Origin of the sequence: Pseudomonas sp. 3HC3 (assembly GCF_044904505.1) — a bacterium.
Lineage (GTDB): Bacteria > Pseudomonadota > Gammaproteobacteria > Pseudomonadales > Pseudomonadaceae > Aquipseudomonas > Aquipseudomonas putida_Y.
This window is the reverse complement of the sequence record NZ_JADDRH010000005.1, coordinates 248,034-273,396: the sequence shown is the minus strand read 5'-3', so window position 1 is coordinate 273,396 and position 25,363 is coordinate 248,034. Positions and strand designations below refer to the sequence as shown.

27 protein-coding genes are annotated in these 25,363 nt (G+C 61.8%); 14 read left to right on the top strand and 13 right to left on the bottom strand.

Annotation, left to right across the window (positions count from 1 at the left end; all coding sequences use genetic code 11):
• Positions 1-117: 117 nt before the first annotated feature.
• A complete protein-coding gene (locus INQ47_RS11605) occupies positions 118-705 on the bottom strand; it encodes a TIGR00730 family Rossman fold protein (RefSeq protein WP_404701720.1) in 588 nt (195 codons plus the stop codon).
• 348 nt (positions 706-1,053) lie between these two features.
• On the opposite strand from INQ47_RS11605, the gene azu reads away from it, so the two are divergent.
• Positions 1,054-1,503, top strand: a complete 450-nt coding sequence (azu, locus tag INQ47_RS11600; protein ID WP_129933869.1) for an azurin — start codon at positions 1,054-1,056, stop codon at positions 1,501-1,503.
• 111 nt (positions 1,504-1,614) lie between these two features.
• Here azu and nadE read toward each other — a convergent pair whose 3' ends face one another.
• Positions 1,615-2,442 carry an ammonia-dependent NAD(+) synthetase gene (gene nadE / locus INQ47_RS11595; protein WP_252460122.1) on the bottom strand — a complete coding sequence of 276 codons (828 nt, stop codon included), beginning with the start codon at positions 2,440-2,442 and terminating at the stop codon, positions 1,615-1,617.
• 3 nt (positions 2,443-2,445) lie between these two features.
• Positions 2,446-3,651 (bottom strand): nicotinate phosphoribosyltransferase, encoded by a 1,206-nt coding sequence (pncB, locus tag INQ47_RS11590; RefSeq protein WP_021784447.1) that lies wholly within the window; start codon positions 3,649-3,651, stop codon positions 2,446-2,448.
• A gap of 499 nt (positions 3,652-4,150) precedes the next feature.
• Between pncB and INQ47_RS11585 the strand changes: the two genes are divergently transcribed.
• From INQ47_RS11585 to INQ47_RS11560, 6 genes are all read left to right on the top strand, one after another.
• Positions 4,151-5,287, top strand: a complete 1,137-nt coding sequence (locus tag INQ47_RS11585) for a branched-chain amino acid ABC transporter substrate-binding protein (RefSeq protein WP_021784446.1) — start codon at positions 4,151-4,153, stop codon at positions 5,285-5,287.
• A gap of 154 nt (positions 5,288-5,441) precedes the next feature.
• Positions 5,442-6,356 carry an ABC transporter permease subunit gene (locus INQ47_RS11580; RefSeq protein WP_014592581.1) on the top strand — a complete coding sequence of 305 codons (915 nt, stop codon included), beginning with the start codon at positions 5,442-5,444 and terminating at the stop codon, positions 6,354-6,356.
• Between the two features lie 2 nt (positions 6,357-6,358).
• Complete coding sequence (gene livM / locus INQ47_RS11575) at positions 6,359-7,660, top strand: high-affinity branched-chain amino acid ABC transporter permease LivM (protein WP_252460123.1); 1,302 nt, start codon at positions 6,359-6,361, stop codon at positions 7,658-7,660.
• Entirely contained in the window at positions 7,657-8,532 is an 876-nt protein-coding gene (locus INQ47_RS11570) for an ATP-binding cassette domain-containing protein (RefSeq protein WP_010955466.1), read from the top strand. Before livM ends, INQ47_RS11570 begins: the two co-directional genes overlap by 4 nt.
• Positions 8,529-9,245 (top strand): ABC transporter ATP-binding protein, encoded by a 717-nt coding sequence (locus INQ47_RS11565; protein WP_021784443.1) that lies wholly within the window; start codon positions 8,529-8,531, stop codon positions 9,243-9,245. Before INQ47_RS11570 ends, INQ47_RS11565 begins: the two co-directional genes overlap by 4 nt.
• Positions 9,246-9,836: 591 nt before the next feature.
• Positions 9,837-10,601: an SDR family oxidoreductase gene (locus INQ47_RS11560; protein WP_275966529.1), complete on the top strand. Its 765-nt coding sequence runs from the start codon at positions 9,837-9,839 to the stop codon at positions 10,599-10,601.
• A gap of 49 nt (positions 10,602-10,650) precedes the next feature.
• On the opposite strand, the gene INQ47_RS11555 is transcribed toward INQ47_RS11560, so the two are convergent.
• The 4 genes from INQ47_RS11555 to INQ47_RS11540 form a co-directional block, all read right to left on the bottom strand.
• A complete protein-coding gene (locus INQ47_RS11555; protein WP_404701719.1) occupies positions 10,651-10,899 on the bottom strand; it encodes a hypothetical protein in 249 nt (82 codons plus the stop codon).
• Positions 10,900-11,004: 105 nt separating this feature from the next.
• Complete coding sequence (locus INQ47_RS11550) at positions 11,005-12,105, bottom strand: AGE family epimerase/isomerase (RefSeq protein ID WP_404701718.1); 1,101 nt, start codon at positions 12,103-12,105, stop codon at positions 11,005-11,007.
• Between the two features lie 51 nt (positions 12,106-12,156).
• Positions 12,157-12,792, bottom strand: coding sequence for a TetR family transcriptional regulator (locus INQ47_RS11545; protein WP_003249603.1), 636 nt, complete (start codon positions 12,790-12,792; stop codon positions 12,157-12,159).
• A gap of 122 nt (positions 12,793-12,914) precedes the next feature.
• Positions 12,915-13,367 carry a phage infection protein gene (locus INQ47_RS11540; protein ID WP_404701717.1) on the bottom strand — a complete coding sequence of 151 codons (453 nt, stop codon included), beginning with the start codon at positions 13,365-13,367 and terminating at the stop codon, positions 12,915-12,917.
• A 340-nt stretch (positions 13,368-13,707) separates the two neighbouring features.
• On the opposite strand from INQ47_RS11540, the gene INQ47_RS11535 reads away from it, so the two are divergent.
• Positions 13,708-15,774 carry an AsmA family protein gene (locus tag INQ47_RS11535; protein WP_404701716.1) on the top strand — a complete coding sequence of 689 codons (2,067 nt, stop codon included), beginning with the start codon at positions 13,708-13,710 and terminating at the stop codon, positions 15,772-15,774.
• A 38-nt stretch (positions 15,775-15,812) separates the two neighbouring features.
• Here the strand turns inward: INQ47_RS11535 and INQ47_RS11530 are convergent, their stop codons facing one another.
• Positions 15,813-16,343: a bacterioferritin gene (locus tag INQ47_RS11530; RefSeq protein ID WP_020192925.1), complete on the bottom strand. Its 531-nt coding sequence runs from the start codon at positions 16,341-16,343 to the stop codon at positions 15,813-15,815.
• A 42-nt stretch (positions 16,344-16,385) separates the two neighbouring features.
• Complete coding sequence (gene osmE, locus INQ47_RS11525) at positions 16,386-16,727, bottom strand: osmotically-inducible lipoprotein OsmE (RefSeq protein ID WP_053870445.1); 342 nt, start codon at positions 16,725-16,727, stop codon at positions 16,386-16,388.
• Between the two features lie 124 nt (positions 16,728-16,851).
• On the opposite strand from osmE, the gene INQ47_RS11520 reads away from it, so the two are divergent.
• Positions 16,852-17,742: an alpha/beta fold hydrolase gene (locus tag INQ47_RS11520; RefSeq protein WP_404701715.1), complete on the top strand. Its 891-nt coding sequence runs from the start codon at positions 16,852-16,854 to the stop codon at positions 17,740-17,742.
• A gap of 1 nt (position 17,743) precedes the next feature.
• Here INQ47_RS11520 and INQ47_RS11515 read toward each other — a convergent pair whose 3' ends face one another.
• Entirely contained in the window at positions 17,744-18,625 is an 882-nt protein-coding gene (locus INQ47_RS11515; RefSeq protein WP_404701714.1) for a DMT family transporter, read from the bottom strand.
• Between the two features lie 223 nt (positions 18,626-18,848).
• On the opposite strand from INQ47_RS11515, the gene INQ47_RS11510 reads away from it, so the two are divergent.
• The 3 genes from INQ47_RS11510 (at position 18,849) to INQ47_RS11500 (ending at position 21,065) form a co-directional block, all read left to right on the top strand.
• On the top strand, positions 18,849-19,637 hold the full coding sequence (locus INQ47_RS11510) for a helix-turn-helix domain-containing protein (RefSeq protein WP_252458964.1): 789 nt from the start codon (positions 18,849-18,851) through the stop codon (positions 19,635-19,637).
• 63 nt (positions 19,638-19,700) lie between these two features.
• The gene (locus INQ47_RS11505) at positions 19,701-19,988 is read left to right on the top strand and encodes a PsiF family protein (protein WP_014592571.1); all 288 of its coding nucleotides are present in this window, start codon (positions 19,701-19,703) and stop codon (positions 19,986-19,988) included.
• 69 nt (positions 19,989-20,057) lie between these two features.
• Positions 20,058-21,065: an AI-2E family transporter gene (locus INQ47_RS11500; RefSeq protein ID WP_021784434.1), complete on the top strand. Its 1,008-nt coding sequence runs from the start codon at positions 20,058-20,060 to the stop codon at positions 21,063-21,065.
• A 201-nt stretch (positions 21,066-21,266) separates the two neighbouring features.
• Here the strand turns inward: INQ47_RS11500 and INQ47_RS11495 are convergent, their stop codons facing one another.
• Positions 21,267-22,538 (bottom strand): Hsp70 family protein, encoded by a 1,272-nt coding sequence (locus INQ47_RS11495; protein ID WP_021784433.1) that lies wholly within the window; start codon positions 22,536-22,538, stop codon positions 21,267-21,269.
• A 164-nt stretch (positions 22,539-22,702) separates the two neighbouring features.
• On the opposite strand from INQ47_RS11495, the gene cbpA reads away from it, so the two are divergent.
• A complete protein-coding gene (cbpA, locus tag INQ47_RS11490; RefSeq protein ID WP_019437188.1) occupies positions 22,703-23,662 on the top strand; it encodes a curved DNA-binding protein in 960 nt (319 codons plus the stop codon).
• A 2-nt stretch (positions 23,663-23,664) separates the two neighbouring features.
• Positions 23,665-23,970 (top strand): chaperone modulator CbpM, encoded by a 306-nt coding sequence (locus tag INQ47_RS11485; RefSeq protein ID WP_021784432.1) that lies wholly within the window; start codon positions 23,665-23,667, stop codon positions 23,968-23,970.
• Between the two features lie 58 nt (positions 23,971-24,028).
• Here INQ47_RS11485 and INQ47_RS11480 read toward each other — a convergent pair whose 3' ends face one another.
• Positions 24,029-24,544 carry a GNAT family N-acetyltransferase gene (locus INQ47_RS11480; RefSeq protein ID WP_176683175.1) on the bottom strand — a complete coding sequence of 172 codons (516 nt, stop codon included), beginning with the start codon at positions 24,542-24,544 and terminating at the stop codon, positions 24,029-24,031.
• A gap of 31 nt (positions 24,545-24,575) precedes the next feature.
• Positions 24,576-25,274 carry an urea ABC transporter ATP-binding subunit UrtE gene (gene urtE / locus INQ47_RS11475; RefSeq protein ID WP_003249634.1) on the bottom strand — a complete coding sequence of 233 codons (699 nt, stop codon included), beginning with the start codon at positions 25,272-25,274 and terminating at the stop codon, positions 24,576-24,578.
• Between the last annotated feature and the right edge of the window lie 89 nt (positions 25,275-25,363).

The following is a 25,363-nucleotide window of genomic DNA, read 5'->3' as shown; positions in this document are numbered from 1 at the left end:
GAAGGCTACATAGAGCCCTGTGGGAGCGGGTTCACCCGCGAATGCGTCGGTAGATCCACTATCGATTCGCGGGTAAACCCGCTCCCACAGGGTCAGTGTTCGGCCCATCCATCTGGGTCAGTCAGGCTGCTTGTCGACCCACTTCGGCGCCACCGGTGCGATAAAGCGGTCCATCCCGTCCAGCAGCTGGTCCGGTTGCTGCCCCAGTAGCAACATCGCCCGGTGTTGCGGGCGCACGAAGCCTTCTTCGACGATATGATCGAGGAACCCGCCCAGCTTGTCATAGAAGCCGTTCACATCCAGTAGCCCGAGCGGCTTGGCGTGATAGCCCAACTGCCCCCAGGTCCACACTTCGAACAGTTCCTCCAGCGTACCCAGCCCACCCGGCAAGGCAATAAAAGCATCGCTCAGCTCGGCCATGCGGGCTTTGCGCGCATGCATGCCATCCACCACTTCCAGACGGGTCAGGCCTTTGTGGCCGACCTCAGCGTCCAGCAGGCTCTGCGGGATGATCCCGACAACGTCGCCACCGGCTGCCATGGCCGCGTCGGCCACAACACCCATCAGCCCAACCGCGCCACCGCCATACACCAGGGTCAAACCGCGGCGGGCAATGGCCTGGCCTAGCGCGACGGCTGCTTCACGGTAGGCAGGGTTGGCGCCGATGCTGGCGCCGCAGAACACACAAACGGAACGTACGGGCATTGCTCATCTCCTGTCACTCAGGCGCACAGGGTACGGCGCATGCCCGTCACTTCCAAGGCCGGTTCATTCTGGCCGGGAGAATTCGCAGATTGCACCTGTAGCCCCGTGGGCGTAGGCAGCGAGCAGGCTATTGAGGAAGTTGGAGATGGGCATTTGGTATTGCTCCTAAATGAGAGGTTGTCCCATCGTCCAATAAAAGGGCATGATGTGCCCTTAAATTGGTTGTATACAATCTATTGAACAATTCTACTGGCTGACCCCTTGACACCCCCTTGACCCATATCAGCAAGGGGCTGAACGGTTTCAGGCAGTCTCGCAATTGATAAAACCCTGCCAAGGAGATTCATGATGTTTGCGAAAGCTGTAGCGGTATCTCTGCTGACCCTCGCCAGCGCTTCTGTCTTCGCCGCCGAGTGCTCGGTCACTGTCGACTCGACTGACCAGATGTCCTACACCAGCAAGGAATTCACTGTCGACAAGAGCTGCAAGGAATTCACCGTCAAACTGACCCACTCCGGCAATCTGCCGAAGAACGTCATGGGCCACAACCTGGTGATCAGCAAGACTGCCGACATGCAGGCCATTGCCACCGAAGGCATGAGCCAGGGTCTGGATAAGGACTACCTGAAGGCTGACAACGCCGCAATCATCGCCCACACCAAGATGATCGGCGCGCCTGAGAAAGAAACCGAAGTGAAGTTCGACACATCCAAGCTGGAAGCCGGTGGTGACTACAGCTTCTTCTGCACCTTCCCGGGCCACATCTCGATGATGAAAGGCAAGGTTGTGGTCAAGTAATCAAAGGCTGACGGCGAACCCTGTAGGAGCGGGTTCACCCGCGAATGCGGCGGTGGGTTCACCATCGTATTCGCGGGTGAACCCGCTCCTACAGGTCTTTCTATAGCCTTATCAAGGTGCGAACGGCAGTTCGCGCTTGTGCTGGGTCTTGCGGTAGGTGGCGACGATGATGTCGAACGCTGCCTGGTCAACCGGCTGCCCGTGCAGGAAGGCATCGATCTGCTGGTAGGTCACGCCATGTGACGCTTCGTCCGGTTTGCCCGGCTCCAGGTCTTCCAGGTCGGCCGTTGGCACCTTCTCCACCAGTGACTCCGGCGCACCGAAGCTGCGCGCAATAGCCCGTACCTGATTCTTCACCAGCCCACTCAGCGGCGCCAGGTCGCAGGCACCATCACCAAACTTGGTAAAGAAGCCCATTACCGCCTCTGCGGCATGGTCGGTTCCGATCACCAGACCTGCGCGGGCGCCCGCGATGGTGTACTGGGCGACCATTCGGGTGCGCGCCTTGACGTTGCCAACCACGAAGTCCACCAGCGTCGGCGAGCCGTTCTTCAACTCCACCACTTCGGCCGCCAATGCACGCACTGCCGGGGCGATATCCACAGTGTGAACTTCATCAGCCTTGATCACATCAAGGCATGCCTGGGCGTCATGCTCGTCATGCTGTACCTGGTACGGCAGGCGCACGGCAATGAAGGTGTATGCCTTGTCGCCGGTCTCGGCGCGCAGCTCGTTGATGGCGCGTTGGGCGAGCAGGGCGGCAGTCAGTGAGTCGACGCCACCGCTGATGCCCAGCACCAAGGTCTTGAGCCGGGCGTTGGCCAGGCAGTCCTTGATGAACGCCACGCGCCGGGCGACTTCGGCCTCGAGCGCTGCCGCGTCGGCGAACGGCGGCTGTACCTTCAGCGCCTGGGCAATCTCTTGCTGAACCGCTTGCATGGGTTACTCCTTGCTGGGGACTTTGAATACGTGACGCATGTAGGCGACGAAGTTCTCGTCGCGGCACTGGGTCTTGGCGGCTTCGTCAGAGATCTTGGCCACCGGTGCGCCGTTGCAGTCGGTCATTTTAAGCACGATGCTCATTGGCGCCACACCTGGGATGTCGCAGGTCAGGTTGGTGCCGATGCCAAAGCTGACGTTGATGCGGCCGCGCAGGGCGCGGAAAATTTCCAGCGAGCGGGTCAGGTTGAGGCCGTCTGAAAACACCAGGGTCTTGGTCATCGGGTCGATACCCAGTTTCTGGTAATGGGCAATGGCCTTTTCCGCCCAAGCTACTGGCTCGCCTGAATCATGGCGCAGGCCGTCGAACAGCTTGGCGAAGTACAGGTCGAAATCGCCGAGGAAGGCATCCATGGTGATGCAGTCGGTCAGGGCGATGCCGAGCAGACCACGGTACTCGCGTACCCAGCAGTCCAGCGCGGCAATCTGGCTGTCGATAAGCCGTGGGCCGAGCTGCTGGTGGGCCATGATCCACTCGTGGGCCATGGTGCCCAGCGGCTTGATATCCAGTTTCCATGCCAGGTCGACGTTGCTGGTACCGACAAAGCGGCCGGGGAAGTCGTCGCGCAGCACCCGTACCACTTCCGCCTGCACGCGGCTGGAAAAACGCCGGCGGGTGCCGAAGTCGGCCACTTGCAGTTCGGCCAGCTCGTCGTCGCTGGCATGCGCGCGCAGCCAGTCGAACTTGCGGTACAACTGGTCCCGCGCCTCGGCCAGGCGCATGTGCGGGTGCAGATTGCGATTGCGTACTTCGCTGATGATGGCCAGCAGCGGCACTTCGAACAGGATCACATGCAGCCATGGACCTTTCAGGCGCAGGAACAGCTGGTCGTTTTCAATGCCGACGTGCACGTAACGCAGGTTGAAGCGGAACAGTCGCAGAAAGCGTAAAAAGTCGGGCTTGAGGAAACTGATGCGTTCGAGGAAGGCCAGCTGGCCATCGTCCAGGGTGAGGTCGCCTAGCCGTTCGAGCTGATTGCGAATTTCGCCGAGGTAGGGGCGCAGGTCCTCACCGTTGCGGCAGCGGAATTCCCATTCGACGTCGGCGTCCGGGTAGTTGTGCAGCACTCCCTGCATCATGGTGAGTTTGTAGAAGTCGGTGTCGAGCAGGTTGTGCACGATGCGCTCGGCGAATGCGCTTTCGCTCATCAAGGGGGCTCCGGAAGCGGCGAATGGCGGACATTGTGCCAGTCTTTGGTCTTGTTGTGCCTGTTCCGGCCTCTTCGCGGGCAAGCCCGCTCCTACACGGTGCTGGAACGAGGAGCGGGCTTGCCCGCGAAGAGGCCGGAACGGCCAAAACAGAGGTGTTTTTCCGTGCACCGGCTAGCCTTGAAACGGTGCCGCCTGTAGCACTCGCGCACCAGCGGTGTGCACTTCGGTGACGTTGGCTGTTACAGGGCGGTTGCACGTAAACACTTGCCAGGGTTGCAATGATGGCACTCGGCGGTTGCTCCTTGTCTGTACGTGTGGTGGCGCCTGCCGCGTGGCAGACGGTTGCACGCTCAATAAAGAAAAGGCCGCCCGTCGCCTACAGGCACCCTTCACAGTGTGTTTTCCCGGAAGACAAAACCTATGGCACGGCCCTTGCTCGGAGTACCGGGCTGAGAAGTTGTAGTGCCAACCAAAAAAACTCTAGGAGCACCACCTCATGTCGCAGACGTTTTACAAGAAAGGTTTCCTGGCTCTGGCCGTAGCTACGGCACTGGGTGTTTCTTCGTATGTCCAGGCCGACGTCAAGATCGGTGTAGCGGGCCCCATGACCGGGGCAAACGCAGCGTTTGGCGAGCAGTACATGAAAGGTGCGCAGGCAGCGGCCGACAAGATCAACGCCGCCGGTGGCGTGAATGGCGAGAAAATCGTCCTGGTCAAAGGCGATGACGCCTGTGAACCGAAGCAAGCCGTGTCCGTGGCCAACCGCCTGGTCGATCAGGACAAGGTGATCGGCGTGGTGGGCCATTTCTGTTCCTCCAACACGATCCCGGCGTCCGAGGTATATGACGAGGCGGGCGTGATCGCCATCACCCCAGGCTCCACCAACCCAGCTGTCACTGAGCGCGGCCTGAGCGCCATGTTCCGCATGTGCGGCCGTGACGACCAGCAGGGTATCGTCGCTGGCGACTACATCGTCGACGTGCTCAAGGGCAAGAAGGTCGCGGTGTTGCACGACAAGGACACCTACGGCCAGGGCCTGGCTGACGCGACCAAGGCGCAGCTGGAGAAACGTGGCGTGAAACCTGTGCTGTACGAAGGCCTGACCCGTGGCGAGAAAGACTTCAGCGCTGTGGTCACCAAGATCCGCTCTACCGGTGCCGACGTGGTCTACTTCGGCGGCCTGCACCCGGAAGCCGGCCCGCTGGTTCGCCAGCTGCGCGAGCAGGGCCTGAAAGACGTCAAGTTCATGTCCGATGATGGCATTGTCACCGACGAACTGGTGTCCACCGCCGGTGGCGCGCAGTACGTGGATGGCGTTTACATGACCTTCGGTGCCGACCCGCGCCTGCTGCCAGACAGCAAGGCGGTGGTGGAGGAGTTCCGCAAGGCCGGCACCGAACCTGAGGGCTACACCCTGTACGCCTACGCTTCGCTGCAGGCGCTGGCTGCCGCGTTCAATGGCGCGAAGTCGAACAAGGGCGAAGACGCTGCCAAGTGGCTCAAGGCCAACCCGGTGCAGACCGTGATGGGCGAGAAGAAGTGGGACAGCAAGGGCGACCTGACCGTCTCCGACTATGTGGTCTACCAGTGGGACAAGAACGGTAAATACCACCAGCTGGAAAAACAAAAATAACAACGGCCCGCGGCCCGGGCTATTGCTCGGGCCCAAGCCCCGCGGTACCTGTCTTTCTTCGTAGATCTGCACAGTTCTGCGCGGCGAGGGCCCCGCACAGGTGGCCCGCGCCGTGGTCGGCGCTAGTGCAATCTCAATCAGGTGAGATTGCGTTATGGATGGTATTTTCCTGCAGCAACTGGTCAACGGCCTGACCCTAGGGTCGGTCTATGGCCTGATCGCCATCGGCTACACAATGGTCTATGGCATTATCGGCATGATCAACTTCGCGCACGGCGAGGTGTACATGATCTCCGCTTACCTCGCGGCGATCAGCCTGGCATTGCTGGCTTACTTCGGTGTCGAATCGTTCCCCCTGCTGATGCTGGGCACCCTGTTGTTCACCATCGTCGTCACCGGCGTTTATGGCTTCACCATCGAGCGCATCGCCTACAAACCGTTGCGTAACTCCACCCGCCTGGCACCGCTGATCAGCGCCATCGGCATTTCGCTGATCCTGCAAAACTACGCGCAGATCAGCCAGGGCGCCCGCCAGCAAGGCGTGCCAACCCTGCTGGAAGGCGCCATGCGTGTCGAAGTCGGAACCGGCTTCGTGCAACTGACATATACCAAGATCTTCATCCTGGTGGCGGCCTTCGTCGGCATGGGCCTGCTGACCTACGTGATCAAGTACACCAAACTCGGCCGCATGTGCCGTGCCACCCAGCAAGACCGCAAGATGGCCTCGATCCTGGGCATCAACACCGACCGGGTGATCTCCTACGTGTTCGTCATCGGTGCAGTGATGGCCGCCCTGGCTGGCGTGCTTATCACCATGAACTACGGCACCTTCGACTTCTACGCCGGCTTCATCATCGGTATCAAGGCGTTCACTGCCGCAGTGCTCGGTGGTATCGGCTCGCTGCCGGGTGCCATGCTCGGCGGGATCATCCTGGGTATTTCCGAGTCCCTGTTCTCAGGCCTGATCAACTCCGACTACAAGGATGTGTTCAGCTTCTCACTGCTGGTGATGATCCTTATCTTCCGCCCACAAGGCCTGCTGGGTCGCCCGCTCGTGGCTAAGGTGTGAACATGTCCGTTGCCAAAACTGCCTCTGTTAGCGAAACCAAGGGTTTCGACCTTAAACGCAGCCTGCTGGAGACCATTGTCGCAGGCCTGCTTGCACTCATCGTGTTTGGCCCGGTCGTTGGCGTGGTACTCGACGGCTACACCTTCAATGCCGAGCCGCGCCGTGTGGCCTGGCTGGTCGGCGGTGTGATGGTTGGGCGCTTCCTGATCAGCCTGTTCCTGCAGACTGCCCCCGGGCAACGCATGCTCCTGGGCTTCGACAGCGGCGGCTCGGGCGTGCATGTGACCGCCCCGGACTACAAGTCGCGCCTGCGCTACATCATCCCTGCGCTGATCGTGATTGCCATCGTTTTCCCGATCTTCGCCAACAAGTACCTGCTGACCGTGGTCATCCTCGGCCTGATCTACGTACTGCTGGGCCTTGGCCTGAACATCGTGGTCGGCCTGGCCGGCCTGCTCGACCTGGGGTACGTGGCGTTCTATGCCATCGGTGCCTACGGCCTGGCGCTGGGTTATCAGTACCTGGGGCTGGGTTTCTGGAGTGTGCTGCCGCTGGCGGCCATCGCTGCGGCGCTGGCGGGGTGCATCCTCGGCTTCCCGGTTTTGCGCATGCACGGTGACTACCTGGCGATCGTGACGCTGGGCTTTGGCGAGATCATCCGCCTGGTGCTGAACAACTGGCTATCGTTCACCGGCGGCCCCAACGGTATGCCGGCGCCTTCACCGACTTTCTTCGGCCTGGAGTTCGGCCGCCGGGCCAAGGATGGCGGCGTGCCGATCCACGAGTTCTTCGGCTTCGAGTACAACGCCAGCCTCAAGTTCGTGTTCATCTACGCGGTGCTGTTCATGGTCGTGCTGGCTGTGCTGTACATCAAGCATCGCCTGACCCGCATGCCGGTCGGCCGGGCCTGGGAAGCGCTGCGCGAAGACGAGATCGCCTGCCGTTCGATGGGCCTGAACCACGTGCTGGTCAAGCTGTCGGCCTTTACCCTGGGTGCCTCGACTGCCGGTCTGGCGGGGGTGTTCTTCGCCACGTACCAAGGCTTCGTCAACCCTTCGTCATTCACATTCTTCGAGTCGGCGCTGATCCTCGCCATCGTCGTGCTGGGTGGCATGGGCTCGACCGTGGGTGTGGTCATCGCGGCGTTCGTGCTGACCGTGGCGCCGGAACTGCTGCGCAGCTTCTCCGAATACCGGGTGCTGCTGTTCGGCGTGCTGATGGTGCTGATGATGATCTGGCGACCGCGTGGGCTGATCCGCATCAGCCGTGCCGGTGTGACCCCGCGTAAAGGAGTGGCGCCATGAGCGACGATATCATTCTCTCGGTCGACAACCTGATGATGCAGTTCGGTGGCATCAAGGCGCTCAGCGACGTCAGCCTGAAGGTTCGGCGCAACCAGATCTTTGCCCTGATCGGCCCTAACGGCGCCGGCAAGACCACGGTGTTCAACTGCCTGACCGGCTTTTACAAGGCCAGTGGCGGACGTATCGAGCTGAACGTGCGTGGCAGCCACACCAACGTCATCCAACTGCTCGGCGAACGCTTCCAGGCGGCCGACTTCGTGTCGCCTGCGCGCTTTGCCAACCGTATGTACTACAAGATGTTCGGCGGTACCCACCTGGTCAATCGCGCCGGCCTGGCGCGCACCTTCCAGAACATTCGCCTGTTCAAGGAAATGTCGGTGGTGGAGAACCTGCTGGTGGCCCAGCATATGTGGGTCAACCGCAACTTGCTGGCCGGGGTGCTCAACACCAAGGCCTACCGCAAGGCCGAAAGCGATGCACTGGACCACGCCTTCTACTGGCTGGAAGTGGTCGATCTGGTCGATTGCGCCAACCGCCTGGCCGGCGAGCTGTCGTACGGCCAGCAGCGGCGTCTGGAAATTGCCCGGGCCATGTGCACGCGGCCGAAGATCATCTGCCTGGACGAACCGGCGGCGGGCCTGAACCCGCAGGAAACCGAAGCACTCAGCCGCATGATCCGTGTGCTGCGTGACGAGCACGACATCACGGTGGTGCTGATCGAGCACGACATGGGCATGGTCATGAGCATCTCCGACCATATCGTGGTGCTGGACCATGGCAACGTGATTGCCGAAGGTGCGCCGCAGGACATCCGCCACAACCCGACGGTGATTGCCGCCTACCTGGGTGCAGACGAAGAGGAACTGGTATGAGTGCACCCATTCTCGAGCTGAAGGACCTGGACGTGTTCTATGGGCCGATCCAGGCGCTGAAGAAGGTCTCGATGCACATCAACGAGGGCGAGACGGTAAGCCTGATCGGTGCCAACGGTGCCGGCAAGTCGACCCTGCTGATGTCGATTTTCGGCCAGCCGCGGGCGGCATCCGGGCATATCGTGTATCGCGGCACTGACATCACCCGCAAATCCTCGCACTACATCGCCTCCAACGGCATTGCCCAGTCGCCGGAAGGGCGTCGAGTGTTTCCCGACATGTCCGTCGAGGAAAACCTGATGATGGGAACCATCCCTATCGGCGACAAGCATGCCGACGAAGACATGCAGCGCATGTACGAACTGTTCCCGCGGTTGAAGGAGCGGCGTAACCAGCGGGCCATGACCATGTCCGGTGGCGAGCAGCAAATGCTGGCGATTGCCCGGGCGCTGATGAGCCGGCCGAAGTTGCTGTTGCTGGACGAGCCCTCGCTGGGGCTGGCGCCGATCGTGGTCAAGCAGATCTTCTCGACCCTGCGAGAGCTGGCCAAGACCGGGATGACCATCTTCCTGGTGGAGCAGAACGCCAACCATGCGCTGAAACTGTCGGACCGGGCCTATGTGATGGTCAACGGGCAGATTCGCATGACCGGGACCGGGCAGGAACTGTTGGTCAATGAGGAAGTGCGTAACGCTTATCTGGGTGGGCACTGAGTTGTATGCAGGGGCTGCAATGCAGCCCCCTTTCCAATGTGGAAAACTTGTCGTTCCCTTCTCCCGACACACGCCAATATTCCCCCGCAAGCCATTGTTTCCACAGGCCATATCTTTTCCACGGATAATGTGGAGCCGCCTGTGGAAAACATGGTGGCATATCGCTCTAGGCCTTTAGAATCAAGCCCTGTAGGCATATGATCATTTTTTGTTCATATCCCCTTTGTGGATGATTTTCTCTGATTTTCACAACCCCTGCATGCACTTCAAACGCAGCGAAAATCCTGTGGATAAGTCTGTGAGAAAACGTTGGACAGACCGTTGCAGGCGGCATGCTTGAAAGCCTTGCGCCATCACCTAAAAGATATCCAGCGACCGCAACCCGCTGAAAGGGTTCCGTGCAGTGGACAAGTTGCCCCCAATCCGTGGGGAAAGCCCTGTGGATAACATGCGCATACCTGGCGGCGAGCCCTCTGTCGCAAGGGTTTGACGAATATGAACAAAAAATGAACAGCTCCTGAGCGGCTTGCTGCCAGCGCTGTGCGCGGGCATGCTGCAAAGCTGGCATGAACCTACCGCGAGGAACAGAGCATGACGTCCACCGTATTCATCACTGGCGCGACTTCCGGTTTCGGCGAGGCCACCGCCCGCCGCTTCGCCGAAGCCGGCTGGAAGCTGGTACTCACTGGGCGCCGCAAAGAGCGCCTGGATGCCTTGTGCGCTGAACTGTCGGCCACGACCGAAGTGCATGGCCTGGTGCTGGACGTGCGTGACCGCAAGGCCATGGAGCAGGCTATTGCCAATCTGCCGGCCGGCTTTGAAAAGATTCGCGGTCTGGTCAACAACGCCGGCCTGGCGCTGGGTGTGGATGCTGCACAGAACTGCAGCCTGGACGACTGGGAAACCATGGTCGACACCAACATCAAGGGCCTGATGTACACCACTCGCCTGCTGCTGCCACGGCTCATCGCCCATGGCCGCGGCGCGTCGATCCTGAACGTCGGGTCGGTGGCGGGCAACTATCCGTACCCGGGCAGCAACGTGTATGGCGGCACCAAGGCCTTCGTCGGCCAGTTCTCGCTGAGCCTGCGTTGCGACCTGCGCGGTACCGGCGTGCGTGTGAGCAACATCGAGCCGGGCCTGTGCGAGAGCGAGTTCTCGCTGGTGCGTTTCGGGGGTGACCAGGCCAAGTACGATGCTACCTACGCGGGTGCGGAGCCGATCCAGCCACAGGACATTGCCGAGACCATCTTCTGGATCCTCAACCAGCCGGCGCACATCAATATCAACAGCCTGGAACTGATGCCAGTGAGCCAGGACTGGGCAGGGTTCTCGATCGACCGATCAAAAGGCTAAGCACGAGGCGCGAACCGGAAAGATCCGGTTCGCGAATCAACCGCATCGCTTAGTTGATATAGTAAAAGCCGGTTCTTTCTTTAGGAATGATGCCTAACGCTTGAAGGACATCGTTGATGGCGTCATGCCGGCCCATGTCCTCGGCCGTTGCTTCGCAGTTGATGACACGGCGCAGGCTTAGCAGGTAGTTGAGTTTGCCATGGGAGTGCTCGTCATAGCGGTGGCCGTGATCGATTATCTTCTGTGCCGCTCGGTTGATCTGCTCTTCGACAAATGCCTTGAAGGCTTCTGCTTCCATTTTGGTGACTCCTGAACGTTCGAGAAAGGAGCACCAACATAGGCGTGGGGAGATGCTTCCGGCAGAGGGAAGCGCTCACCCCTGACAGGTTCGTTGTATGAACAGTCAGGTGTTCGCCTGATTCAGCCCTTCCAGGCAGGTAGCCAAGTGATAAGGCGTGGTCGATGGCATGTCATCCCTGCTCACTGCGCCGTCACCATCTCGGCACTCATACCAGCCGGCGTCACGCAGGAACCGCGCTGAAAGCGCGCTTAACTGCCCAGCTAGCTTTGCTTCACTGCCTTCACGCAATGTCAGCGCCCGCAGGTACTCGGCCTGCGCCCAGATACGTTGGGAGGCATCGAGCACCCGGCCATCCACATTCAGCATGGCCAGTACTGCCGCATCCTTCACCCCGCATTGCTCGGCAAAGCCGAAAGCCCGGTCAATTGAGGCATGCAGCGGCGTGTCACGCAGCAGCGGGGAAGTATGCAGCAGATAGAACCACTCGAACTGGTGACCCGGCTCGAACCAGTTATCCACAGCCCCGCGTGGCTTTTCCAGCATCAGGCCATGGGCCGGGTCAATGAAATGCGCCTCGAGCGCCTGACACAATTGCAGCAGCGACTGGCGGACATGTTCGTCGCCACGCACAGCCAGTACCTGCAGGAACGCTTCGGCCAGGTGCATCTGCGGGTTTTGCAGCGGGCCAGTGCCGAGGTCGGCCCAGTCTTCGCCCAGGCAGGCTTCGAAGAGGCCATCGTCACGGGCGAACTGCTGGTCGATGATGGCCAGCGCGGCATTCAACGTGGACTCCACCAGGCTTTCGCGCACTTTGCCCCAGTAGTGCGCGCAGGCGAACACGATGAAGGCGTGGGTATACAGGTCTTTGCGCCGGTCCAGCGGCTTGCCGTGGGCGTCGATGCTGTAGAACCAGCCACCGTGCTCGGCATCGTGGAAGTGCTTTTGCAGCGAGCGAAACAGGGCTGCGGCACGCTCGGCGGCACCCGGCTGACCGATACGGCTGCTGAACAGGTAAAGCTGGCGTGCACAGGCCATGGCGCGGTAGCGCTGCACCGGCAACGGATGGTGCTGGGCGTCCAGCGCTTCGTAGGGCAGGGCCATGTCGGCGTTCCAGCCCGGGCCTTGCCACAGCGGCACGATACGTTCGGCGAAGTGCTGGTTGAAGCGGGCCAGTTCGGGCAGGGTGGGGCGGGGGTCGGACATTTAGGCGCTCGTCGCTGTCGGGCAGGGCGCCATGGTAGCAGAAGTGGGGTTTCAGTAGCCTGGGTTGCCGAGCCCCTGCCAATGCCGTGCCCCGACAAAGATGAAGCGCAACTGCTGGGTGATTTTTTCCTGAGGCGTCAGGGCCTGTGGATAACCCGCTTCCGGGTTGTCGATAAGCTCGGGCAGGGTGGCGAACACGGTCTTGACCACCAGGTCGGCCATCACCGCCAGCGCTGCGCTGTCCAGGTGTTGCCAGCGCTTCATCCGCGCAAGGTCGGTGGCCAGGTCGTCGCTGATATCCTGGCGCAGGCGGGCAATGGCCTGGCGCACGGCCTGTGCACCGCCGTACTGCTCGCGGGCCAGGAACAGGAACTGCGCGCGGTGAGCGGCTACCACGTCGAGGAAGATGCGCACCGAAGCGTCAGTGATGCCGCCCAGTTCGAACTCGTTCTGGCGCACCAGGCGAATGGTCTGGCGGAAGGTGGTGTCGATTTCGGCGACAAGGGCCAGGCCCAGGGCGTCCATGTCGGAGAAATGCCGGTAGAAGCCGGTCGGCACGATGCCAGCTGTCTTCGCCACCTCGCGCAAGCTGATACTGCCGAAACCACGGCCACTCTCCATGAGCAGGCAGGCGGCATCGAGCAGGGCCTGGCGGGTCTGTAGCTTCTGTTCGGCGCGCGGCAGCATGGTGCGGGCTTCTGTAACGGTCAGGCTGGGCACTCTAGATAAAAAAACAAAGCCCGGTCAATGGACCGGGCCTGGAGGGGAGCAAGCGTTGTGACATAAGTTGTTCTTTTCGGCCATGGCGATCAGCTCACACGGCTGAGTTCAACCAGGCGATCCGAGCCACCCTCAGCGACACGGCCAGCTTGTTCGATCAAGCGATCCGAGCCACCTTCGGCAACACGGCCACTTTGTTCGATCAAGCGATCGGAGCCGCCTTCGGCAACACGGCCAGCTTGTTCGATCAGACGATCCGAGCCACCTTCGGCGACACGGCCAGCTTGTTCGATCAGGCGATCCGAGCCACCTTCGGCAACACGGCCAGCTTGTTCGATCAGGCGATCCGAGCCACCTTCGGCGACACGGCCAGTGCGTTCGATCAGGCGATCAGAACCACCTTCAGCTACGGTTTTCAGCGGCTGAGCAATTTCGGCAGCGCTGGAGCGCGCTTCGGATGTCAGGTGTTGCTCGGACGCTGGCAGGGCGAAAGCGTTGGCGGCCAGAAGGGACAGGGTCAGGGTCAGCAGATGGCGTTTCATGATTTCGGTGCTCCTCTCGGGGGCTGGAAAGTGGGTACGGAGCCAATGCTACGCCGCGTAACGCCAGAGAGAAGTTCATATGGGTAATGGTAACAATCGACCATATTGATAGAGGTTGGAAAGGCCTCTATTCCGAGCCTTGCAGGCGTAATGACAATCCCCTGACCCTGTTGATGGTAGGTAACATGTGCGCCGTGGTGCGACAAATTCCTGAGCAAAAGGCCAGGAAAAACTTCGCTATCATGGCGCCATCGATAAAACCTCACGGGTTTTCATCAGTCGGAGTTATTGAGGCCATCGCTGCGCCTGTTTTCTGTCATGCCGCAAGGAGAATTACGCAATGACGCGTCCCGCCAGAATCCTCGTCTGGACCCTCGCCAGCCTGCTCACCGTGCTGGCGATCCTGGTGGTAGTGATTGCCACCTTCGACTGGAACCGCGTCAAGCCACTGCTCAACGAGAAGGTCTCCGAAGCCTTGCATCGGCCCTTCGCGATCAACGGCAACCTCGCCGTGCACTGGCGTACCGAGCCCGAAGAGGGCGGTTGGCGTGCCTGGGTGCCTTGGCCGCACTTCATTGCCGAAGACCTGACGCTAGGCAACCCCGAGTGGCTCAAGGAGCCGACGATGGTTGGTCTTGAGCGCGTAGAGTTTCGCCTGGCGCCGCTGCCGCTGGTGTTCCAGCAGATCAGCATACCCCGCATCAACCTCACCAAGCCCACTGCCAGCCTCATTCGCCTGGCCGATGGCCGCGCCAACTGGGTCTTCGACTTCGGCCCCAAGGATGAAAACGCTGAACCTTCCAAATGGCAGCTAGACATCGGCGCCATCGGCTTCGATCAGGGCAACGTCAGCTTCGACGACCAGACCCTGAAAACCCGCATGAAGGTGCAGATCGACCCGCTTGGCAAACCAATCCCGTTCAGTGAAATTGTCGGCAAGGCCAGTGCCGAGAAGGTCGGTGGTGCGCAGGACTATGCCTTCGGCCTCAAGGCCCAGGGCCGCTATAAAGGCCAGCCAGTGTCCGGCACCGGCAAGATTGGTGGCCTGCTGGCCCTGCAGGACGCCAGCCAGCCGTTCCCGGTGCAGGCCGACGTGCGCATCGCCGACACCCATGTGGTGCTCGCCGGCACCCTCACCGACCCGCGTAATCTTGGTGCCCTCGACCTGCGCCTGCGTTTATCGGGTGCCAGCCTGGGCAACCTCTACCCATTGACCGGCGTCACCTTGCCCGACACCCCGGCCTATTCCACCGACGGTCGCCTCAGCGCCAACCTGCATGCGGCGCCAGGGGCGACGTTCAATTACCACGGCTTCAACGGCAAGATCGGCGATAGCGATATCCACGGGGACCTGGCCTTTGTTGCCAGCCAGCCACGGCCCAGACTGTCCGGCAACCTGGTATCGAACCAGTTGCTGTTCAAGGACCTGGCGCCGCTGATCGGCGCCGACTCCAATGCCGAACAGAAGGCCCGCGGCGGTGCCAGCAAGCAGCCTGCAGGCAAGGTGCTGCCAGTGGAGGCGTTTCGCACCGAGCGCTGGCGCGCGATGGACGCTGACGTCACGTTTGCTGGCAAACGCATCGTGCACAGCGCGCAACTGCCGTTCACTGACCTGTCGGCCCATGTGGTTCTCGAAGACGGCCTGTTGCGCCTGGAGCCCCTGCGCTTTGGCGTGGCCGGCGGCAGCCTGGCCTCCAACATCCGCCTGGACGGGCGCAGCGTGCCCTTGCAGGGGCGTGCGAAGTTGACTGCGCGGGGCTTCAAGCTCAAACAACTGTTCCCCACCTTTGCGCCGATGCAGACCAGCTTTGGTGAGCTCAACGGCGACGCCGACATCAGCGGCCGTGGCAACTCGGTAGCCGCCTTGCTAGGTACAGCCAATGGCGACCTGCGCATGCTGATCAACGATGGCGCCATCAGCCGCAGCCTGATGGAAATTGCCGGGTTGAACGTGGGCAACTATGTGGTCGGCAAGTTGTTTGGTGATGAGGACGTGAAGATCAACTGTGCGGCGGCCGATGTTGGCATCAAGGATGGCCTGGCGACTACGCGGCTGTTCATCTTCGATACCGAGAACGCGATCATTTACATCGACGGCACGGCGAATTTCGCTTCCGAGCAACTGGATTTGAACATCACCCCGGAATCGAAAGGGCTGCGGTTGTTCTCGCTGCGTTCACCCCTGTATGTGCGCGGGCCGTTCGCCAAACCGAACGCCGGTGTGCAGGCGCTGCCGCTGGCGTTGCGCGGCGCAGGGATGGTTGCGCTGGGTGTGGTTGCTGGGCCGGCGGCGGGGTTGCTGGCGCTGATTGCGCCCAGCAGCGGGGATGACCCGAACCAGTGCACACCCTTGTTGCAGCAGATGAAGGCAGGCAAGGCGCCGGCGACGGTGAAAGCGCAGAAATAGCAGGGGGCCGCAAAGCGGCCCCAGAAGGGTGTCAGAAATCAAAGGCCTTGTAGCAGGTCGGACATATCGTCCGCGTGCTCTTCTTCCTGCGCCAGGATGTCTTCGAATATGCGACGGGTAGTCGGGTCTTTATCCCCGATGTACTGAATGATCTCGCGGTAGCTGTCGATGGCAATCCGCTCTGCCACCAGGTCTTCCAGCACCATCTCTTTCAGTGAATTGCCGGCCACGTACTGGGCATGCGAGTTCTTGGTCAGGTTGTCGGGGTTGAAGTCCGGCTCTCCGCCAAGTTGCACAATGCGCTCGGCCAACTTGTCGGCATGTTCGGCTTCCTGGTTGGCATGTTCCAGAAATTCCTCGGCAGCCACACTCGCTTTTATGCCGCTGGCCATGAAGTAGTGGCGTTTGTAGCGCAGCACACAGACCAGCTCGGTGGCCAGCGATTCATTAAGCAGGCGCAGGATCTGCTCACGGTCGGCGTGGTAACCCTCGGTCACTGCGCCTTGCTCCACATGCTGGCGTGCACGCTCGCGCAGGGTTTTCACATCGGTCAGTTCAACATTGCTCATGGTTATCTCCAGCAGGGGTCAGGGTCAGGTTGGAGCGCAGGCTTACGCGCCATGCAGGGCGTCGCTGTCCTCTTGGCGTTGTTTGCAGGTCTTGAAGCCTTTGGCATCGACATGGCCGGTGGCATCGAAGCGCACGTAGTAGGGCTGCTGATTGCCGTCGCGGTTGAGGATGTAGTTGTTGCAGGTGCCCCCGTGCGGCAGGTCGATCACGTTCGACGGGCTGCCGCCAATGGCGATGACCTTCTGCATGGTCATACCGTTCTCCACCTGCTTGACCAGCGGCTCGTCGCGGTAGGTGACGTAATCCACCGGGTTTTCCGGGCGGCTGCCGCAGGCTGCCAGGGTGGCGCTTGCCAGAAGGATTGCCAGGGTCTGCTTGTACATTTTCCCGCTCCTTGCAAAGGGTCTGTGTGGTTTTGAACCACAACGCGCGCCGGGAGTTCGATTGCGATGGTCATGATGGCCGCTGTAGTGTTGGCCCGTCGTCCACGCAAAAGGGGCTGCGGTAATGCAGCAGGATTTGGCCACGCGATACCCGCTGGTGCTGGTGCCGGGCATGCTCGGGTTTGTCCGGATGGTGCTCTACCCCTACTGGTTCGGCATTGTGCCGGCCCTGCGCAAGGGCGGGGCGCAGGTGTTTCCGGTGCAGGTTTCGCCGCTGCATTCCAGCGAGGTACGCGGCGAGCAGTTGCTGGCGATCATTGACGACATTTGCCAACGTACTGGCGTCGACAAGGTCAACCTCATCGGCCACAGCCAGGGCGCCCTGAGCGCGCGTTACGCAGCGGCCAAACGGCCGGGGCGGGTGGCATCGGTCACGTCGGTGGCGGGGCCCAACCATGGCTCTGAGCTGGCCGACCACCTGGAACGCACGGCACCGGGCAGCTCACCCCAGGGACGCATCCTCAAGGCCATGCTGCATGGGTTTGCCGTGCTGCTGGTGTGGCTGGAAACCGGCTGGCGTCGTGACCCGCTGCCGGTAGATGTGCACGCCTCGCACCAGTCGCTGACCAGCGCCGGGGTTGCACTGTTCAACCAGGCTTATCCACAGGGCCTGCCGCAAACCTGGGGCGGGGAAGGGGCCTATGAGGTCAATGGCGTACGCTATTACTCCTGGTCCGGCACCTTGCAACCGGGCCTGACAGACCAGGGGCGCAACCGCTTCGACGGCAGCAGCCGCTTCTGCCGCCTGTTCGCACGCAGCTTCATCAAGGAAAAGGGCTATTGCGACGGCATGGTCGGGCGTTTCAGTTCGCACCTGGGGCAGGTGATCGGCGACGAGTACCCGCTCGATCACCTGGACATCGTCAACCAGTCACTCGGTGCAGTGGGCAAAGGCGCCGAGCCGGTGCGGCTGTTCACAGAACATGCCGCCCGGCTCAAGGCGGCGGGGCTTTAGCTCAAGCGCCTTGGCGGCGGATCGGCGTGGTCCAGCGTTCGGCCAGCACTACGCCGGCCAGGGTCAGCAAGCCGCCGACCAGGTGGTAACTGGCCAGTTGCTCGTCGAGCACAACGGCGGCGATCAGCGCAGTGACCAGCGGCAGCAGGTTGAAGAACAGCGTGGTGCGGCTGGGCCCCAGGCGGTGCACGGCCTGCATCCACACCAGTGGCGCGACCATCGAAGCCAGTACGCAGGCATACAGGACCAGGCCGATGTTGTGGCTGTTCAGGCCGGTCTTGTCCGACAGCAGGAACAGCGGTAGCAACACGACGATGGCTACCAGAACCTGCAGGTACAGCAGCTGCATCGGCGGCAGGCGCAGTTGCCATTTCTTCAGCAGGAAGCTGTACAGCGCATAGGCCAAGGTGGCCACCAGCATCAACAGATCGCCGCTGTTCAGCCCTTGCTGCAGCAGGCTGGCGGGGTGGCCGGCGCCGACCACTTCAAGCACGCCAAAGAATGACACCACCGCGCCCAGCAGAGCACCGTAGCTCAGGCGCTGGCCCAGCCAGACGATGGACAGCGCCAGTGACATCAGCGGCATCAGCGAGAGGATGATGCCCATGTTGGTGGCACTGGTGATGCCGGCGGCGAAGTAGGCCAGGCTCTGGTACATCGCCATGCCCAGCACGCCGAGCACGAACACCTTGGCCAGGTGCGGGCGGATGGCTGCACGGTTGCGCCACACGGCGGGCAGCAGGAACGGGGTAAACAGCAAGGCGGCCAGCAGCCAGCGGTAGAAGCCGATCTCCGCGGGGTGGATGGCGCCAGCCGCCATCTTGGTGACCACGGTGTTGCCGGCCCAGATGAGGATGGCGGTGAGGGGGAACAGGTAATTCATGCAGCAGGGTACTCGTTGGGGGCTGGATTGGGGCTGCTTTGCAGCCCTTCGCGGGTGAACCCGCTCCTACGGATACACAGGCCTGGAGGCTGGCGCAGATCCTGTGGGAGCGGGCGAGCCCGCGAAGGCCTGCAAGTCAGGCCCTCGATAGGCCCGTATTATCGAATGTCTGTCCACAGGCCTATACTCCTATCCAGACAACCCATCCTGCAAAGCAGACAGCATGCCGCGCAAATACCTCGATATCCCCCAGTTCACCCAACTGCCGGCCCCGGTGTACTTCCGCCACGACGAGTTCGTTGCCGACACCCACAGTGCCGTGCACCAACACGGCTGGGGCCAGCTGAACTACACCGCCCACGGCGTAATGCATCTGGATGTGGCCGGCCAGCGCTTCCTGTCGCCGCCGCACTACGCCGTTTGGGTGCCGCCCGACACCGAGCACGGCTGCTACAACCCCCAGGCCATCGTCTACCGTTCCATCTACCTCGACCGCAGCCTGTGCGCAGCCCTGCCAGCGCACCCGTGCAGCCTGATGATCAGTGACATCCTCAAGGCCATCCTAGGCGACTTCGCCCGGCGCAATCTCAAGGTGGCCGAGAATGAGCGTGACCAGCGCCTGGTACAGGTACTGCTCGACCAATTGCTGCTGGCGCCTACCCTGGCCTGCTACCTGCCGTTCGCCCACAGCGATGGCTTGCGCCAGGTGCTCGACGCGCTCAGCGCCGATCCGGGGGACAACCGCCCGCTGGCCGACTGGGCCGCTCGCGTGCACGTCAGCGAACGCACCCTGGCCCGCCAGTTTCTGCGCGAACTGGGCATCAGCTTTGGCGAATGGCGCCTGCGCCTGCGGTTTCTGCGTGCCATCGAAGCGCTGGAGGCCGGCCTGCCGATTCAGACCATTGCCTTCGACCTTGGCTACAGCAGCGCTTCGGCGTTCATCGCCATGTTCCAGCGCCAGGCCCGGTGTACGCCCGAGCAGTACCGCCGGCAGGCGCGGGCCGGGCGTTGAACATTCTTGGCTACACTCAGCTCGACCCCCGTGCATCGGGCGCGGAGCCAAGGAGACCACTCCATGAAAGTGCTGCAAATCCCGTTACTGGCGCTGGCGGTGTTGTTCAGTGCCCAAGGTTTCGCTGCCAATACCGCGCAGCAGGAGAAAATGAAAACCTGCAACGCCGACGCCACCGCCAAGGCCCTCAAGGGCGATGAACGCAAAGCGTTCATGAGCACCTGCCTGAAAAAGGATGTGCCGCAAACCCAGCAAGAGAAAATGAAGACCTGCAATGCTGACGCCACCACCAAAGCCCTGAAGGGGGACGAGCGCAAGGCGTTCATGAGTGACTGCCTGAAGAAGAAATGACCTGCGCCTATGCCTGCGCCGCCAAGGCTGGCAGACTGCGGCATTCCCGCTGTCTGCCGTCGAGGCTGTATGACCTTTACTCCCCGTCAGATCACCCTGGCCAGCCTGATCATCGTCATGGCCGGGTTGCTGCTGACTTTGCCCCTGAAGTTGCTGCCCAGCCTGCTGGCCGGTTTGCTGGTGTTCGAACTGGTCAACATGCTGACCCCGCGCCTGCAGCCGCTGCTTGCTGGTCAACGCGCGCGTTGGCTGGCCGTGGCGCTGCTCGGCACTTTGGTGGTCAGCACCCTGACACTGCTGATTGCCGGTGCCTTCAGCTTCCTGCTGCACGAGGCGGAAAACCCCGGTGCCTCGCTGGACAAGTTCATGTCCTTGGTCGAGCGAGCCCGCAGCCAGTTGCCCCCCTTCATCGAAGGCTACCTGCCTGCCAGTGCCGCAGAGTTCAAGGTGGCCATCGGCGACTGGATCAAGAGCCACCTGAGCGATTTGCAGCTGGTGGGCAAGGGCATGGCGCACATGTTCGTGACGATGCTGATTGGCATGATCCTCGGCGCTATCATCGCTTTGCAGCGCATTCCCGATATTTCCCGGCGCAAGCCCCTGGCGGCGGCGCTGTTCGAGCGTCTTAGCCTGCTGGTGAAGGCGTTTCGCAACATCGTGTTCGCGCAGATCAAGATCTCGATGCTCAACACGATCTTCACCGGCATTTTCCTGGCTGTGGTGATGCCACTGTTCGACGTGCACCTGCCGCTGACCAAGACGCTGATCGTGCTGACCTTCCTGCTGGGCCTGCTGCCGGTGATCGGCAACCTGATGTCCAATACCTTGATCACCATTGTCGGCCTGTCGCTGTCGATCTGGGTGGCGGCGGCTGCGCTGGGTTACCTGGTCGTCATCCACAAGGTCGAGTACTTCCTCAACGCGCGGATCGTGGGTGGGCAGATCAGTGCCAAGGCCTGGGAATTGCTGCTGGCGATGCTGGTATTCGAGGCGGCGTTCGGGCTACCCGGTGTCGTGGCAGGGCCCATCTACTATGCCTATCTGAAGAGTGAGCTGAAGCGGGCGGAGCTGGTTTGATCATGTATTGGCCTGTACCGGCCCTTTCGCGGGTAAACCCGCTCCTACGACGGCCTGCGGCCAATCACCGATGTGTGTCCACCCCCGATCGGGCGTAGGAGCGGGTTTACCCGCGAATACGGTAGCGGCGGCAACGGTGAACGGCGGGTAGAGATTGGCCAGCAGGCCCGGCCCGTTCGCGGCTACAGGCTAAACGACAAATCAGGCCGCGCCGTAACGCTTGCGCGCCTCGATTGCCAGCCCGCTACCAATGCTGCCAAAGATGTTGCCTTCCACATGTCGCGCATTTGGCAGCATCGCCGAAACACTGTTGCGCAGCGCTGGAATGCCGCTGGAGCCACCCGTGAAGAACACCGTATCGACCTGGCCTTCGCTTACCCCGGCCTTGGCCAGCAGTTCGGTGACGCTGCCACGCACGCGCTCCAGCAGGCCTTCGATCGCCTCTTCGAAGAGCGCGCGGGTCAGTTCCGCAGTCAGTTCGGGCTCGACGCGGCGCAGGTCGATGTGGCGGCTGTCGCGCTCGGTCAGTTCGATCTTGCTGGCTTCCACTTCCATCGCCAGCCAGTGCCCGGCGCGCTGTTCGATCAATTTGAACAGGCGATCGATGCCGAAGCTGTCCTCGATGTCATAGCGCATGCTGCCCAGCGCCAGCTGCGATTTCTGCGAGTACAAGGCGTTGATGGTGTGCCAGGTGGCCAGGTTGAGGTGGTAGCTGGTCGGCATCAGCGCACCGCTCTTCATGCGGCTGCCGTAGCCAAACAACGGCATTACGCCCTGAAGGCTCAGTTGCTTGTCGAAGTCGGTACCGCCAATGTGCACACCGCCGGTGGCGAGGATGTCACTTTGGCGCTCGGCGACCAGGTGGCGCTCGGGCGACAGGCGGATCAGGGTGAAGTCCGAGGTACCACCGCCGATGTCGACGATCAGCACCAGCTCTTCGCGGCTGATGCTCGACTCATAGTCGAAGGCCGCGGCAATCGGCTCGTACTGGAACGACACGTCCTTGAAGCCGATTTTGCGCGCCACCTCGGCCAAGGTGTCTTCGGCCTCCTGGTCGGCAGCCGGGTCTTCGTCGACGAAGAACACCGGGCGGCCCAGCACCACCTGGTCGAATTCACGGCCAGCGGCTGCTTCAGCGCGCTTCTTGAGCTCGCCGATGAACATGCCCAGCAGGTCCTTGAACGGCAAGGCGCTGCCCAGCACGCTGGTGTCGTGCTTGATCAGCTTCGAGCCCAGCAGGCTTTTCAGCGAGCGCATCAGGCGGCCTTCGTAGCCTTCCAGGTACTCGTGCAGCGCCAGGCGGCCATACACCGGGCGCCGCTCTTCAATATTGAAGAACACCACCGAGGGCAAGGTGATCTTGCCGTCTTCCAGGGCAATCAGCGACTCGACGCCAGGCCGGTGCCAGCCGACCGTGGAGTTGGAGGTGCCAAAGTCGATGCCCAGGGCGCGGGCCGGGGATACGTCAGACATGGGAAATGGGCTTCCGGAGGCAAAACGGCCGCGCAGTGTATGCCAGTTGGCTACAGAATCAAGACCAGTCGTCTGCCTTGAGGCAAACCCAAGTCGGTCTTGAAAGGCTATGCTTGACCCCTATCTTCAGTTGCAACATGCACATTCACATTGGTGATCCATAAATGGACTTCAAAGACTATTACAAGATACTCGGCGTAGAGCCCACTGCGGACGACAAGGCGATCAAGGCCGCTTACCGCAAATTGGCGCGCAAGTATCACCCCGATGTCAGCAAGGAGCGCGACGCCGAAGAAAAATTCAAGGAGGCCAACGAGGCCTATGAGGTGCTGGGCGACGCGCAGAAACGTGCCGAGTTCGACGAAATTCGCAAGTACGGCGGCCAGCATGGCCGGCCGTTCCAGGCACCACCGGGTTGGGAAAACCGTGGCGGTGGCGGCGGCTTCGAAGGCGGCGACTTCTCCGACTTCTTCAGCTCGATCTTCGGTGGGCGCAGTGCTGGTGGCAACCCCTTCGGTGGCGCCCGGCAGCAGCAACGCAGTGCCGGTAGGCGGGGGCAGGACGTGGAGCTTGAACTGGCAGTATTCCTTGAAGAGACCCTGAGCAAGGAGTCCAAGCAGATCAGCTTCCAGGTGCCGCAAACCAATGCCATGGGCCAGCGCACCGGCTTCACCACCAAGACCTTGAACGTGAGGATTCCTGCCGGGGTGACCGACGGCGAACGCATCCGCCTCAAGGGCCAGGGCGCGCCGGGCAGCGGTGGCGGGGCCAACGGTGACCTGTTCCTGACCATCCGCATGGCACCCCACCCGCTGTTCGATGTCGAAGGTCATGACCTGATCATCACTGTGCCGTTGGCACCGTGGGAGGCGGCCCTGGGCGCCAAGGTGGCGGTGCCGACCCTGGATGGCAAGATCAACCTGACCATCCGCCCTGACAGCCAGAGCGGCCAGCGCCTGCGTGTACCGGGCAAGGGCCTGGCGAACAAGCAGGGAGAGCGCGGCAACCTTTATGCGCAGCTCAAAGTGGTCATGCCGCCTGCGTCGGACGAATCTGCCCGCGAACTCTGGACCAAGCTTTCCGAGAAAGCTGCGTTCAACCCGAGGACACAATGGAGTAAGTGATCATGAGCAGCACCCTGATCGTTCAACTGGACATGCGTACCCTGTGTCAGGAAGCCGATGTCACGGCTGAATGCGTGATCGAAATTGTCGAGCACGGCATTGTCGAACCTTCCGGGCGAACGCCGGAGGACTGGCTGTTTGACGATCAGGCGCCGCTGGTGGCCAAACGAGCGGTGAAGCTGCACCAGGAGCTGGAACTGGAGTGGGAAGGGGTGGCGCTGGCGCTGGAGTTGTTGCAGGAAGTGCAGCAGTTGCGCAGTGAGAACAGCATGCTGAAGCAGCGGCTGGGCCGGTTTATCCAGATGTAGGTTCCCTTGCCGACATCTGTGGGGGCGACACAAGGCCGCTCCCACAATGGACCGCATTTCAGGTCGGTTCGGCGCCCGGGTTCAGCACCAGCTGCATGAAGGTCAGATCCAGCCAGCGGCCAAACTTCACCCCCACCTGCGGCATCTGTCCGGTCACCACGAAGCCCAGTCGCTCATGCAGGCGCACCGACGCTGCATTGCCACGCTCGATCGCTGCCACCATCACATGCTTGCCACACCCGCGGGCGCGCTCGACCAGCGCCGCCATCAACACCGGCCCCAGCCCTTTGCCGCGCTGGTCACTGCGGACGTACACCGAGTGCTCAACGGTCAGGCGAAAGCCCTCGAACGGCCGCCAGTCGCCAAACGAGGCATACCCCAGCACGCCGGTTTCATCGACCGCCACCAGAATCGGGTAGCCCTGCTGCGCGCGCGCTTCAAACCAGGCCTGGCGGTTGCCGAGGTCTACCGGGGTTTCGTTCCAGATCGCCGTGGTGTTGAGCACCGCGTCGTTGTAGATGTCGAGTATGCCTGGCACATCGGTGGGCAGGGCATCGCGGATTTCGTAGCTCATGACAGCGTCTCGCAAGATCGTTGCTCGCAGATTAAATGGTTACCAGCCCGCGTACACCTTCGGCTTGCATGTTTTCGCCGCGACCGCGCTGGATGATTTCGCCGCGGGCCATGACCAGGTACTGGTCAGCCAGTGCTTCGGCGAAGTCGTAGAACTGCTCCACCAGCAAAATTGCCATGTCGCCACGCTCGGCCAGGCGGCGGATGACCGCGCCGATCTCCTTGATCACCGAAGGCTGGATGCCTTCGGTCGGCTCGTCGAGAATCAGCAGGCGCGGGCGGCTGGCCAGGGCGCGGCCGATGGCCAGCTGTTGCTGCTGGCCGCCAGAGAGGTCGCCACCACGGCGCTGCTTCATCTGCTCCAGCACAGGGAACAGTTCGTAGATGAAGGCCGGTACCTCGCGGGCTTCGCGGGCGGGGAAGCGCGACAGGCCCATCAGCAGGTTTTCCTCGACGGTCAGGCGCGGGAAAATTTCGCGGCCCTGGGGCACGTAGGCGATACCGGCCTGCACTCGTTGCTGCGGTTTGAACGCGGTGATCGGCTTGCCTTCCCATTCGATGCTGCCGTCACGGGCGGGCACCAGGCCCATCAGGCAGCGCAGCAAGGTGGTCTTGCCCACGCCGTTACGGCCCAGCAGGCAGGTCACTTCGCCGACCTTGGCTTCGAAGGACAGGCCACGCAGGATGTGGCTGCCGCCGTAGTACTGGTGCAGGGTGTCGATCTTGAGCATGTGAGAGTTCCTGAAAGGGATGCTGTGCCTGTGCCGGCCTCTTCGCGGGCAAGCCCGCTCCTACGACGGGAACCGCCCCATGGCATTAC